Annotated in this window: 12 protein-coding genes; 3 read left to right on the top strand and 9 right to left on the bottom strand. The window is 72.3% G+C overall.

From position 1 onward, the window contains the following. Window positions 1-37: 37 nt before the first annotated feature. The 9 genes from phoA to BIV03_RS03280 all read right to left on the bottom strand — a co-directional run bounded on the left by phoA (window position 38) and on the right by BIV03_RS03280 (window position 10935). A complete protein-coding gene (phoA, locus tag BIV03_RS03320) occupies window positions 38-1729 on the bottom strand; it encodes an alkaline phosphatase (RefSeq protein ID WP_071294650.1) in 1692 nt (563 codons plus the stop codon). 169 nt (window positions 1730-1898) lie between these two features. Then, window positions 1899-2396 (bottom strand): Dps family protein, encoded by a 498-nt coding sequence (locus tag BIV03_RS03315; RefSeq protein WP_070418937.1) that lies wholly within the window; start codon window positions 2394-2396, stop codon window positions 1899-1901. Between the two features lie 109 nt (window positions 2397-2505). Beyond that, complete coding sequence (locus tag BIV03_RS03310; protein WP_071294649.1) at window positions 2506-2919, bottom strand: SIP domain-containing protein; 414 nt, start codon at window positions 2917-2919, stop codon at window positions 2506-2508. 29 nt (window positions 2920-2948) lie between these two features. Next, window positions 2949-3602, bottom strand: a complete 654-nt coding sequence (locus BIV03_RS03305) for a TetR/AcrR family transcriptional regulator (RefSeq protein WP_254790708.1) — start codon at window positions 3600-3602, stop codon at window positions 2949-2951. Next, the gene (locus tag BIV03_RS03300) at window positions 3599-5638 is read right to left on the bottom strand and encodes a CocE/NonD family hydrolase (protein WP_071294648.1); all 2040 of its coding nucleotides are present in this window, start codon (window positions 5636-5638) and stop codon (window positions 3599-3601) included. Before BIV03_RS03300 ends, BIV03_RS03305 begins: the two co-directional genes overlap by 4 nt. Beyond that, complete coding sequence (locus BIV03_RS03295; RefSeq protein WP_071294647.1) at window positions 5635-7431, bottom strand: ABC transporter ATP-binding protein; 1797 nt, start codon at window positions 7429-7431, stop codon at window positions 5635-5637. Before BIV03_RS03295 ends, BIV03_RS03300 begins: the two co-directional genes overlap by 4 nt. Beyond that, window positions 7428-8306: an ABC transporter permease gene (locus tag BIV03_RS03290; protein ID WP_071294646.1), complete on the bottom strand. Its 879-nt coding sequence runs from the start codon at window positions 8304-8306 to the stop codon at window positions 7428-7430. The genes BIV03_RS03295 and BIV03_RS03290 overlap by 4 nt, the downstream gene beginning before the upstream one ends. Beyond that, window positions 8303-9337, bottom strand: a complete 1035-nt coding sequence (locus BIV03_RS03285; protein ID WP_071294645.1) for an ABC transporter permease — start codon at window positions 9335-9337, stop codon at window positions 8303-8305. Before BIV03_RS03285 ends, BIV03_RS03290 begins: the two co-directional genes overlap by 4 nt. Beyond that, on the bottom strand, window positions 9334-10935 hold the full coding sequence (locus BIV03_RS03280) for an ABC transporter substrate-binding protein (RefSeq protein ID WP_071294644.1): 1602 nt from the start codon (window positions 10933-10935) through the stop codon (window positions 9334-9336). Before BIV03_RS03280 ends, BIV03_RS03285 begins: the two co-directional genes overlap by 4 nt. A gap of 256 nt (window positions 10936-11191) precedes the next feature. Between BIV03_RS03280 and BIV03_RS03275 the strand changes: the two genes are divergently transcribed. The 3 genes from BIV03_RS03275 to BIV03_RS03265 are packed head-to-tail and all read left to right on the top strand — an operon-like array spanning window position 11192 to window position 12818. Then, the gene (locus tag BIV03_RS03275) at window positions 11192-11785 is read left to right on the top strand and encodes a molybdopterin-dependent oxidoreductase (RefSeq protein WP_071294643.1); all 594 of its coding nucleotides are present in this window, start codon (window positions 11192-11194) and stop codon (window positions 11783-11785) included. Further along, window positions 11782-12567, top strand: coding sequence for an FAD-binding oxidoreductase (locus BIV03_RS03270; RefSeq protein ID WP_254790704.1), 786 nt, complete (start codon window positions 11782-11784; stop codon window positions 12565-12567). The genes BIV03_RS03275 and BIV03_RS03270 overlap by 4 nt, the downstream gene beginning before the upstream one ends. After that, window positions 12564-12818: a DUF6510 family protein gene (locus BIV03_RS03265; RefSeq protein ID WP_071294642.1), complete on the top strand. Its 255-nt coding sequence runs from the start codon at window positions 12564-12566 to the stop codon at window positions 12816-12818. The genes BIV03_RS03270 and BIV03_RS03265 overlap by 4 nt, the downstream gene beginning before the upstream one ends. Window positions 12819-12862 lie beyond the last annotated feature (44 nt).

The following is a 12862-nucleotide window of genomic DNA, read 5'->3' as shown; positions in this document are numbered from 1 at the left end:
CCGGTGCCACCAGGCCGTCTCGACCGAGCCGAGGAGGCTAGCGGACCCGGACCTGCTTCGAGGCCTGCTTGCCGGACTGCACGCCGGTGAAGGTGATCGTCGACTTCCCCGACGTCGCCTTCCACGCCACCGTCGCCGTGCCGTCGATGACGTCCACCGTGCCGAGGTCGGTCGACCCGACCGCGACCCGCACCTGGCGGTCACCGGCGAACCGCGACCCGGTGAGCGTCACGCGCTGGTTCGGACGCGGTGCCCCGACGGACAGGTCGATGCGGGCGCCGCGCGACAGTGCTGCGAGGTCGTCGTGCAGCCGGAGCCCGTCGCGGATGGTGGAGAACGTGTCCGTCTGGTCCGACAGCCCGACGACGTTCGCGGCACCCGGGCCGTACGCCGCGATGCGGACCTGCGTGCCGGTGTGCTGCTGCGAGCTGCCCGCGGCCGAGGTGCCGTACGAGACCTTCATCGTGGTGCCGTCCGCGGTGCGGAGCGCCGTGGAGAGCGAGGTCGGCGGCGTGCTGTCGACGATCTGGCTCGAGTGGGCGTGGTCGGCCGTGGCGATGACGAGCGTGTTGCCGTCCTTCTTCGCGAAGGCGAGTGCGGACTGCACGGCCTCGTCGAAGTCGATCGTCTCGCCGATCTGGCCGCAGGCGTCGGCGGCGTGGTCCTGCTTGTCGATGCTCGCGCCCTCGACCTGCAGGAAGAAGCCCTTGCCGGTCTTCGCACGGTCACGGTTCAGCAGGTCGATCGACTTGTTCGTGAGCGACTGCAGCGACAGCCCGGTCGACAGGCGTGCCGGGTTCGGCGTGCACTGCACCGGTGCCTGGTCCGCCCCGCCGACGGTCGCCGTGGTGGGTGCGTACCGGGTCGGGAAGTTGCCCGGGGTGAAGAGCCCGAGGAGCGGCTTCGACTGGTCGGCACGACGGACGGCAGCGAGGCCGTCGGCGTCGGAGACCACCTGGTAGCCGCGCTGCTCAGCCTGGTCGAAGAGCGTCGAGCCCTGCCACTGTCCGGCCTTCGCGGTCTGCTGGAAGCTCGCCGAACCGCCGCCGAGGGTGAGGTCCGGGCGCGTGTTCAGCAGCTGCTCGCTGATCGACCCGAGCCCGCCGTTCTGCAGCGCGTCCGTGCCGCACGACGCCGTGTCCGGGCCGTAGCAGGAGCGAGCGCCGACGTGGGCGACCTGGACCGCCGGGGTGGCGTCCTGGATCTCGGCGGTGGACACGTCGCCGGTGCGGAGGCCGTTCGCCTTCGCGAGCTCGAGGAGCGTCTGCTGCTGCTTCCCGTCGATGTCGACCGAGATCGCGCCGTCGTACGTCTTCGTCCCGGTCGCCCAGGCGCTGCCGGAGGCCGCCGAGTCGGTGACGTAGTCGGGCTTGCCCTTGTCCGCACCGTCCTTGTACAGGGAGTACGTCGTGTACGAGCCGGTGAGTGGCAGCGCGTCGAGGCCCGGGAGTCGACCGGCCGCGCCGTACTGGTAGTTCCGTGCGATGGTGATCTCGGAGTCGCCCATCCCGTCGCCGATGAGCAGGATGACGTTCTTCGCGCCGGCCCGCTCGATCTCCTGCTGGATCGACCGGGTCTGGTCGCCCTGGTGGCGCTGTGCGCCGCCGTGCTGGTTCAGCGCGAGCTGCCCGACGGCCTCGGCCGCGCCCGGCAGGGCGACGGCGCCGGCGATGAGCGCGGCGCCGAGTGCGAGCGCCGCGCGGCGGCGGCGCTGCGGAGTGTGCTGCATTGGGTGTTCCCCTCGTCTGTGCCCCGAACGGGTGCCATCCGAGGATGGCTGTGCGTGGGTACAGGCGGGTGAACGGGCCCGGTCTGGTCGATGAACAGACGCGGTGACAGCGAGACGGGAGGCGCGGTGCCAGCTGGCACCGCGCCTCCCGTCCGGTTCTCGGTCGCGTCTACGCGGCGAGGTGCGCCTGCAGGAACCAGCGGTCCTTGGTCAGGCCGCGCTCGATCTCGATGACGACGTCCTGGCTGTTCAGGTCGACCTCGTCGAGGCCCTCGACGGCGCGGCGGACCTGCAGCAGCGCGGCGTCGATCTCGGCGATGACCTCGGTGATGGTCACGTCGGAGTTCTGGAAGCCCTCGGACAGCGGCGGGATGGTGGTGTTCGCGGCGACCGTGGCGATGCGGGAGTCGACCGGGAGGCCGAGGGCGACGATGCGCTCCGCGGCGAGGTCGGCCCACTCCTGGGCGTGCTCGACGATGGTGTCGAGGAGCTCGTGCACGCCGACGAAGTTGCGGCCACGGACGTGCCAGTGCGCCTGCTTGCCGTTGACGACGAGCGCCTCGAGGTCGATCACGACGGGGGCGAGGAACTGCGCCACCCCAGCGGCGAGCTCCGGCGTCGTCGAGAACGGGGACGTGGTGGGCGTGGTGCTGGTGGTGTTGGTCATGTCGTTTCCTCCTGCCTCGTGGTCCCACCCGAGTGGGGTGGATCCGATGGTGACAACAGTGCCCGCTTCTCTTGTATGCCGCAAGGAAGCGAAGGCTGACCTCACCCGGTCAGCCGACGAGTGTGTCGAAGCCCGCGTCGGCCAGTTCGATCTGCACGACGGAGCGGGCGCGTTCGACCCAGGGGCTGTCGGCGCAGCCGATCCAGACGCTCGTGCGCGGTTCGCAGTCGGCGACGCACCACTCGGCCGCCCATCCGGTGACGGCGTGCGCGAGGGCTTCGCCGTGGTCCGCGAAGACGAGGGGTGACACCGCGGACGTCCGGGCGCTCCGGAGCAGCCACGTCACCGTGACGCGCGGGGGCGCCGGGAGCGTGCGGACCTGCTCGGCGAGGGCTGCCTCGACGAAGACCTGGCCGTAGGCGTTCCCGGGCAGGTCCTCGAGCATGCGGGTCATCTCGGGGAGGTCGTCGACACTGCCGGCGATGAGGATGCGTTCGCTGGGCTGTCGCCGGGTCCGTGCCATGCGACAACGGTAAGGCAAGCCTTACCTCATCACAAGGGCGTCGCGGCGGTTCCCCCGAGACGCGCAGGTGCCACACCGAGTTCGTGGGCGAGGAATGTCCACATCCAGGACAGGGCGACCGTGTTGGTCAGGTCCGGTACCCCCTGCGCGATCTGCGTCGCCACCCCGTCGCTGTACGCCGCGAGCTTGAGCGCCACGACCTCGGGCGACTCCGCGGGCGTGAACTCCCCCGCCTCGACGCCCCGACGGACGACCCGGACCAGGCAGGCTTCCCACACGCGGATCCGCTCGGCGTACTCCGCAGCGACCTCGGGCCGCCGCACGACCGCCGTCCAGTAGTCCGACCAGATCCGCCAGTGCTGCCGCACCTGCTCGGTGTCCCCGAAGAGCGGTTCCACGAGCATGCGGATGCCGGCGACGGGGTCCGGCTCCGCGTCGACGGCGGCGACGATCGCCCCGTAGAAGCGTTCCGTCTCGAGCACGACGACCTCGTTGAGGATCTCCGCGACGCTGCCGAAGTGGTACGTGACGGTCCCGACCGAGACGTCCGCCTCGGCGGCGATGTCCCGCAGGCCCGTCGCCCCGACGCCGTTCCGGACGATCACGGCACGTGCCGCCTCGACGATCATCGCCCGCCGGACCTCGGGACGCTGCCGGACCCGTGTCTGCTCCGGCCCGCTCACGCCGAGGTCCTCGGCACCACGTCGACGAACGTGTGCTCGGCGACGAGCACCTCGGCGACGTCGGGACCACCGTCCCGGGCCCAGGCCCGCACGGTGTTCCGGACGTGGAAGGCGTCGGCGTCCGCGGTGACCTCGGAGGCGGTCTCGAGCCGCGCGGCCCACTCCGGCTTCGCCAGGCCGATCGACCAGCGGGACGTCGCGCTGGCACTGGTCGAGTCGTCGGACCGGATGCGGTAGGTCTCGCGGGCGTCCTCGCTGAAGACGAGCCCGTCCGGGTACACGCGTCCGCCGCCGTACCCGGGGTCGACGTCGAGCGTCCACTCCCCCGACTCGACGTCGTGCGTGACGGTGCGCTGCGGCAGGACCTCGGTCGGCGCGACCCGTTCGATCGCGAGCGGCTCGGAGCGCTCCGGCTGCTCGAACCGCACGCCGTCGTCGGTGGCGCGTGTCCAGACCGGGAGCTCCACGCGTGAGGCGGCGGGGTCGATCGTGACGGTCGGTGCGACGCCGTGCGGCCAGACCCACGGCCAGTACGACGTCGACACGGCGATCCGGAGCCGGTGTCCCGCGGCGAACCGGTGACCGGTCGACACGAGCCGGACCGGCAGTGATGCCGCGGCGCCGGGTTCGAGCGGGTCGTCCCGGTCCATCCCGTCGCGTTTCGCGGCGTTGAGCACACCCCGGGTGACGAGGGTCGACGACCCGTCCGGCGCGACGTCGCACAGGCGCACGGTCACGGTGGCCCGGGGTTGATCGCTCGTCACGGCGAGGTGGACGAGGACGGTGCCGAGCACGTCGACCGGCTCGTCGAGCGGCAGGTCGAAGCAGACCGAGCGGCCGTCCTCGGCGCGCTGGTCCGGCGGCAGGTCGGTGGCGTTGCCGAACGGGAAGAAGCGTCCGGCGTCGGCACCGGTGTGCTGCGGCGACCGGACGACGACCGCGCCGTCCGCGCCGCCGCGGACCCCGGCGAGGGGAACCGTGCGGGACACGGTGGCGGACGACGGCCAGGCCTCGGCACCGACCCACCGGCCGCGGCGCGTCTCGTAGTGGGTCGCCGGCGGCTCGCCCTCGTTGATCCAGGCCCGGAGCGCGGGCTCCTGCTCGACGCCGGTGTCGACCCCGCGCAGCCAGCGGTCCCACCACCGCAGGGTCTCCTGCAGGAAGCCGATCGACGGCCCGGGCGCGAGCCCCCGGTCGGGGTACTGGTGCGACCACGGTCCGACGATCCCCTTGACCGGGGCGTCCACGTTGGCCACGAGCCGGAGCACGGCGTCGCGGTACGGGTCGGCCCAGCCGCCGACCGCGAGGACCGCGGCGCCGATGTTCCCGTACTCCTCCGCGGCGCTGCCGTGCCGCCAGTAGTCGTCGCGCTCCTGGTGGGACAGCCACACGGGCGTCATCGGGCGGTTCGCGTCGAGGCGGTCACGCCACCGGTCGACCCAGCCGGAGCCGACCACCTCGGGCCGCGGCGGCCGCGAGTTGAACGCGAACATCGTCGCACCCCACGCCGCCATGTCGATCCCGAGCACCGCACCGCCGACGTAGTGCACGTCGTTGTCGTACCGGTCGTCGGTCGAGCACACCGTCACGATCGCCTTCAGTGCCTCGGGTGCGCGGGCCGCGAGCTGCAGCGCGTTGAACCCGCCCCACGAGATGCCGAACATCCCGACGGCGCCCGTCGACCACTCCTGTGCGGCGAGCCACGCGATCACGGCCTCGCCGTCGCGGAGTTCCTGCTCGCTGTACTCGTCGTCGAAGAACCCGTCCGACGAGCCGGTGCCGCGGATGTCCACCCGCACCGAGGCGTACCCGTGCTGCGCGTACCAGGGGTGCCGCTCGGAGTCCCGCGGCGCGGTCCAGTCGTCGAGCCGGTAGGGCAGGTACTCGAGCAGCACCGGCACGGGGCCGTCGGGTGCCGCCGGGGACCAGATCCTCGTGTGCAACCGGACGCCGTCGGGCATCGGGATCCACTCGTCGCGGACGGTCACGCCGTCGGGCAGGGCCGGGTCCACCCCGAGTGCGGTGAAGCCGGTCATGCGTCCTCCCAGTTCCGGGTCAGGTGTCCGTCGCCGCGGTCGGTCCACCCCGGAGCCTCGCGCCACCGCGGCACGCCGTCGCCGACGTCGGGCAGCTCGGTGCTGCCGGGTTCGAGCGTCGCCGCGAGGAGCGTCGCCGTGTACGGGTGGTTCGGGCCGCCGAACACGGCCTCGGTCGGGCCGATCTCGACGATGCGCCCGCCGGTCATCACGGCGACGCGATCGGCCACACCCCGCACCACCGCGAGGTCGTGGCTGATGAACAGGCAACTCAGCCCGCGCTCGCGCTGCAGGTCGGCGAGCAGCGCGAGGATCCCCGCCTGCACCTGCACGTCGAGCGCGGTCGTGATCTCGTCGGCGATGACCAGGCGCGGCTCGGCGGCGAGGGCCCGGGCGATCCCGACACGCTGCCGCTGCCCGCCGGAGAGCTGCGCCGGCAGCCGGTCCGCGAACTCCGGCCCGAGGCCGACCTGGGAGAGCAGTTCCCCGACCCGCTCGCGCGACGAGGACCCGGTGAACAGCTTCAGCGGCCGCGCGATGGCGGCCCCGACGGTCCGGCGGGGGTTCAGCGAGGTGTCGGCGTTCTGGAACACGAGCTGCACCGCACGACGGAGGTCCGGGGACCGTCCGGCGATCGGCTCGCGCAGGTCTCCGCTCACGGTCCCGTCGTCGAACGAGAACGTGCCCGACTCGGCCGGCACCAGGCCGGCCAGGGCCGTCGCGAGCGTCGACTTGCCGCTGCCGGACTCCCCCACGACGGCGAGCGTCTCGCGCGGCGCGACCGTGAACGAGACGCCGTCGACGGCGGCCGGCAGGCCGCGCCCGTAGCGGATCACCAGGTCCTCGGCGGTCACCACGGGACGGACGAGCGGTTCTGGGCCCACGCCGCCGGTTCCGGCGCGACGCGCCAGCGGCGGGCCGGCCGTGCCGGTGGGGAGACCAACGGTCCGGCCGGCCCAGGAGGCGACCGTCGACGAGACGGACGCCGTCTCGGGCACGTGGTCCGTTCCTCCTGGCCGGCGCCCGTCCGGCACCGCGGCCAGCAGGGCACGCGTGTACTCGTGCTGCGGGGCGGCGAAGAGCGCCGCCGTCTCGGCGTGCTCGACGACCTCGCCGTCGCGCATCACGGCGATCTCGTCGGCCATCGCGGACACGACGCCGAGGTCGTGGCTGACGAGCAGGACGGCCATCCCGAGCTCGCGGCCGAGGTCGGCGACGAGGTCGAGCACGGCGGCCTGCGTGACCACGTCGAGGGCGGTGGTGGGTTCGTCGAGGACGAGCACGCGGGGGCGCGCGGCCACGGCCATCGCGATCGCGACGCGCTGCTGCTGCCCGCCGGAGAGCTGGTGCGGGTACCGGCGGACGATCGTCTCCGGCGACGGCAGCCGCACGAGCCGGACGAGCTCGAGCACGCGCTCGGGACCGTCGGGCTCGCCGTGGGCGCGGAGGGCCTCGCGGATCTGCTCGCCGACGCGCATCGACGGCGTGAGTGCCTGTCCGGCGTTCTGCGCGACCACCGACGCGGTGCCGCCACGGAGCGCCCGTCGGCCGGCCGGCGAGAGGGCGAAGACGTCCTCGCCGTCGACGTGCACCGTGCCGTGCTCGATGCGCGACCCGGTCCGGAGGTGCGCGAGCAGGGTGCGGGCGACGGTGGACTTGCCGCTGCCGGACTCGCCGACGAGCCCGAGGGTGCGGCCCGCCTCGATGGCGAACGAGACGCCGCGGACGACCGGCACGGAGCGCTTGCCGGCGGCGTACGAGATCGCGAGGCGGTCGACCTGGACGATGCTCACGCGCTGACTCCCTTCGTCGCGCGGTCGACACCGAGCGACTTGCTCAGCCCGTCGGCCGCGAGGTTGAGGCCGACCACCAGGGTCGCGAGCGCCACGATGGGCGCGAGCGTGCCGAGGGGCACGACCGTGAGGGCGGTCCGGTTCTCCTGGACCATGAGCCCCCAGTCCGGTGTCGGCGGGTTCGCACCGAAGCCGAGGAACGACAGCGACGCCACGAGCAGCACGATCCAGGAGGCGCGCATCGCGTACTCGACGAGGACCACGTCGAGGACGTTCGGCAGGATCTCGCGGAACACGATGGACAGGGAGCGTTCGCCCCGGGCGCGCGCGGCCGTGACGTAGTCCTGCGTGATCACCGTCCGGGCCGCGCCGCGCACCACCCGGGTCACGGCGGGCGCGTAGACGATCGTCACGGCGAGGACGATCACCCAGAGCCCGGCGTCGAACACGGTGACGACGACGAGGAGCGCGAGGATCGACGGCACGCTGAGCAGGGCGTCCACGATCCGCATGACGACCTCGTCGAACCAGTTGTCGGCGTACGCGGTGACGCAGCCGAGGACGGTGCCGACCGCCACGGCGATCGTCGTCGCGAGGAAGGTCACGAGCAGGGCGTAGCGTCCGCCGTTGAGCGTCCGGGACAGGATGTCGCGGCCGTACTGGTCGGTGCCGAGCCAGTGCGTCCACGTCGGGCCGGCGAGCACGTCGGCGGAGTTCGTCGCGACCGGGTCGTGGCCGGCGATGACGGGGGCGAGGACGGCGAGCACGAGGTGCAGCGCGATCAGGCCGAGGCCGATGGCCAGCGCGGTGGAGCTGCGCAGGGGGGCGACGGCTGCGCCGATGACGTTCCGGGAACGCGGGGCGATGGCGGTCATGCTGCTGCCTTCCGGGTGGGGCGTGTGCCGGTGCGGCTCCGGGTGCGCGCCCGTCGCTGTCGTGTTCGGAGCTTCGGGTCGAGCACCAGCGCGACGAGGTCGGCCGCGAGGTTGCACACGACGTAGACGAGTGCGCTGAGGAGCGCGATCGCCTCGATCGTCGGCAGGTCGCGGTTGAAGACGGACTCGAGCATGAGCTTGCCCATGCCCGGGTAGTTGAAGACGTTCTCGACGACGACCACGCCGCCGAGCAGCCAGGCCACGTTGAGCGCCACGACGTTGAGCGTCGGCAGGAGCGCGCTCGGGACCGCGTGCTTCCAGACGACCCGGCGCATCGTCAGGCCCTTCAGCTCCGCGGTGGTCACGAACTCGGACGCCATCACGTCGATCGTCGAGGAACGGGCGGTCCGGACGATGTACGCGGCCATCGCCAGCGTCAGCACGATGATCGGCAGCCAGATCGTCGGCAGGAGCTCGCCGACCGTGGCGTCGCTGCCGCGCAGGACGACGGCGGGGAAGAGCGGCAGCCCGATCGCGAAGAGCAGCACGAGCACGGTGGCGACCATGAACTCCGGCACGCTCATCACGACGAGGCTGACGATCGAGATCACCCGGTCGGACGCACGGCCGCGGCGGACCCCGGCGATGACGCCGAGCGCGAGGGACAACGTGACGCCCACGACCATCGCGGGGACGGCGATGAGCATGCTGTTGCGGAACGCCGTGAACAGCGTCGGGGCGACCGGCTCCCCGCTGACGAGCGAGGTGCCGAAGTCGCCGTGCACCGCTCCGGCGAGCCACTGCAGGTACCGGAGCCAGACGTTCTGGTCGAGGCCGAGCGACTCCCGGAGCTGCTTGACGGCGTCGGGTGTGGCGTTCTGCCCGAGCAGCTGCTGCGCGACGTCGCCGGGCAGCGCCTGCACGGCGAGGAACACGAACAGCGAGGCGAGCACCACCGTGAGCACGGCGATGCCGAGCCGACGGAGGACGGGGACGAGGACGTCCGAGGGCTTGCTCGTGGTCGTCGTCATCGTCGCAGTCCGATCCGGAGGTAGTCGAACTCGAAGCCGTACTCCGAGTAGTTCACGACGTCGCGGGACAGCCCGACCAGGCGGTCGCCGAACATCGGGGTCATGTCCGCGCCGTCCTCGACCACGAGCCGCTGGGCGTCCTGGTACAGGGTCAGCCGCTTCGCGTCGTCCATCTCGGCGCGGGCGTCGTCGAGCAGCCCGTCGAACCGCTCGTTGGACCACGCGCTCTCGTTGTACGACGAGCCGGACCGGAAGATCTGGTTGAGCAGCTGGTCGATCGGACGGCCGGTGAACCAGTAGCTCACCATGAGCGGCTTCTGCATCCAGATCTGCGTGTAGTACGAGTCCGAGCTGGCGTTCTTCACCGTCAGGCGGATGCCCGCGTCCGCGACGGCGTCGCGGTAGGCGACGGCCATCGGGGTGAACACCGACTCGTAGCTCGACGTGTAGATCGACGCCCGGAGGTCCGACCGACCGGCGGCCCTGAGCAGCGCCTTCGCCTTGTCGGGGTCGTACTCGCGGTGGTCGTCCACGAAGGCGGCGAGCTGCGGCGGCACGGGGTTGTCCCAGCCCGGCGACCCGGTGCCCTGCAGGGCGGTGTCGACGATCGTGCGCGGGTCGTAGGCGAGCTTCATCGCCTGGCGGACCCGCGGGTCGCGGAACTCCTCGGAGGTGGCGAGCATCGGGATCGTGTACCACTGCGCGTTCTTCGAGCGGGCGATGGTCGCACGATCGGAGGCGGCGACGACCCGAGCCGTCGCGAAGTCGAGGTTCGTCTGCGAGATGAGGTCGATCTGCCCCGCGAGCAGGGCGTTCACCCGGGCGGTGGTGTCCTGGATCGAGTAGAAGTCGATGCCGTCGAGTGCGGGGCGGCCGGCGAAGTGGTCGTCGAACGCCTCGACACTGCCGGCACCCGCCGGAGTGAAGGACGACAGGCGGAACGGCCCGGTCCCGATGCCCGTCCGGCCGATGTCGGCGATCGCCCCGGCCGGCACGATGTAGCACTGGTACGCGGTGAGCAGCGACGGGAACTCCGCGTTCGGTTTCGTGAGGGCGAACCGCAGCGTGTACGTGTCGACGGCCGTCATCGAGCGGGCGTCCATCACCTCGCCGAGCACCCCGGCCTGCGGGCTGCCGGTCTTCTCGTCGAGGATGTGCCGGATGCTCGCGATCGCGTCGTCGGCCGAGAAGCGCGACCCGTCGTGGAAGCGCACGCCCCGGCGGAGGCGGAAGGTCCACTCCGTGCCGTCCTGGTTCGCCGACCACTCCTCGGCGAGGTCGGGCACGGTCCGGCCCTGCTGGTCGAGCTTGACGAGCCGGTTGTAGAGCGCGCCGAGGTACTCGTACGCGGACAGGGAGCTCGCCGAGTCGAGGGTCTCGGCGGCCGACGCGGCGGGTCGGGCGATCCGGAGTCGACCGCCGCTCCGGGCGGTGCCGGTGGCCGCGGCCTCGGGAAGGTCGGTGGTGCCGGCCGAGGCGCCGGAGCTGCACCCGGTGAGCGTCAGCAGGCCGAGGCCGGCGAGTCCGGCGGCGCCGGTGAGGAGCGCACGACGGCTCGGGCCGCGGGCGTTCCGGGGTTCGGGGACGATGGGCTGCATTCGGGGTGACCCCTCCTGGTAATCGTTCCGGTGAACGATAGAGGGCGGATCGTCCCCGGCCAAGCCCGACGCGACGGACGCCGGTCGCCCTCATGGGGCCCCGATCCGCACGGTGACCGCGATCGAGCGGTCTCCCGCAGCCGCACCAGAGGCACGGGAACGTTTACCAACCCGTTACACGAGCGCCTGTGCGAGGCGGGATGATCGACCAGAGCGGCGCCCGCGTGGTCGCCGGACACGCGACCGAGGAGCACCGATGGCGACGTTCACCCGAGGCTTCGGCGGTCGCCGTGACGACCGCGACGACCCGCGCATCCCACCGGGCCAGACACTCGTCCGCGACTGGCCCGTGCTGTCGGCCGGCGCCACCCCCGAGATCGAACCGTCCGACTGGAGCTTCTCGATCCGCACCGAGTCCGGCCTGCACAGCTGGACCTGGGACGAGGTGCAGGCGCTCGGCGTCGAGGACGTCACCGTCGACATCCACTGCGTGACGCACTGGACGAAGCTCGACATGTCGTGGCGCGGTGTCCCACTCGACCGGCTGTTCGCCGACGTCGAGACCTCGCTGGACTACTGCATGGTGCACAGCTTCGGCGGGTACACGACGAACGTGCCGCTCGACGAGCTCCTCGACGGTCAGGCGTGGATCGCGTTCGAGGCCGACGGAGAACCGCTCACCCCCGAGCACGGCGGTCCCGCACGCCTGCTGGTCCCCCACCTGTACTTCTGGAAGAGCGCGAAGTGGGTGCGCGGCATCGTCATGCAGTCCGACGACGAACCCGGCTTCTGGGAGAACGCCGGCTACAACCTGCACGGCGACCCGTGGAAGGAAGAGCGGTACTGGTGAGCGCGGTGGAGGGCCTGGAGGAACGGATCACCCCGCCGACGTCGGCTGCCCTCCGGCGGCGGCCGGCCTGGCACGCCGCGACGGTCGCCGCCGTCTCCCCCGAGACCCCGAACGCCAGGCGGATCGTCCTGGACGTCCCGACGTGGCCGGGCAACGACCCCGGCCAGCACCTCGACCTCCGCCTCACCGCCGAGGACGGCTACCAGGCGTCCCGCTCCTACTCGATCGCCTCCTCCGGCGCGACGACGTCGGTCGTGCTCGCGGTCGACCGGGTCGAGGACGGCGAGGTCTCGCCCTTCCTGGTGGACGCCGTCCAGGTCGGGGACGCACTCGAGGTGCACGGACCGCTCGGCGGGTGGTTCGTCTGGCGCCCGGGCGTGTCGGAGCGGCCGGTGCAGCTCATCGCCGGCGGTTCGGGGATCGTCCCGCTCGCCGCGATCGCGAGCGCGCACGCCGACGCCGGTGACGCCGCACCGTTCCGGCTCCTCTACGCCGTGCGCACGCCGGAGGACGTGTTCTTCCGCACCGAGCTCGCCCGTGCCGAGGCCGCCGGGGTCGACACCACCGTCGTGTACAGCCGCCGTGCCCCGGACGGTGCTGCGGTCCCGGCCGGCCGACTCACCCGGGACGCCGTGGCCGCAGCGGTGTTCCCGCCGGACGCCGGCGCCCTCGTGTACGTCTGTGGGTCGACGCCGTTCGTCGAACAGGTGCTGACGTGGCTCGGCGAGCTCGGGCACGACACGACCGACGTCCGCGCCGAGCGGTTCGGAGGCAGCGCATGACCGTGCTCGACGGCAACGCGTTGGCCGGGGTGCTCATCGGGTTCCTCGGCTCGGACCCCACGGTGGCCGCGCTCCGGTGCTCGGGGTGCAGGACGGTCGGGGCGCTCGCGGGCACCCGGGTGCACGCCAGCCCGATGGGCTTCGTCGCGCGGTGCCCGCACTGCGACGACGTGCTCGTCACGGTCGTCGGCGCCCCGGGCGGACCGTGGGTCGGCATCCCTGGTGCACGGGTGGCACTCGACGCCGACTGACGGCGTCCATCCGGGCGGAGTGCAAGCGACACGCCGAGCATGTG

The sequence above is a fragment of the Curtobacterium sp. MCBA15_016 genome (assembly GCF_001865105.1).
GTDB lineage: Bacteria > Actinomycetota > Actinomycetes > Actinomycetales > Microbacteriaceae > Curtobacterium.
The sequence above is the reverse complement of the archived record's forward strand: the minus strand, read 5'-3'. Positions and strand labels throughout refer to the sequence as shown.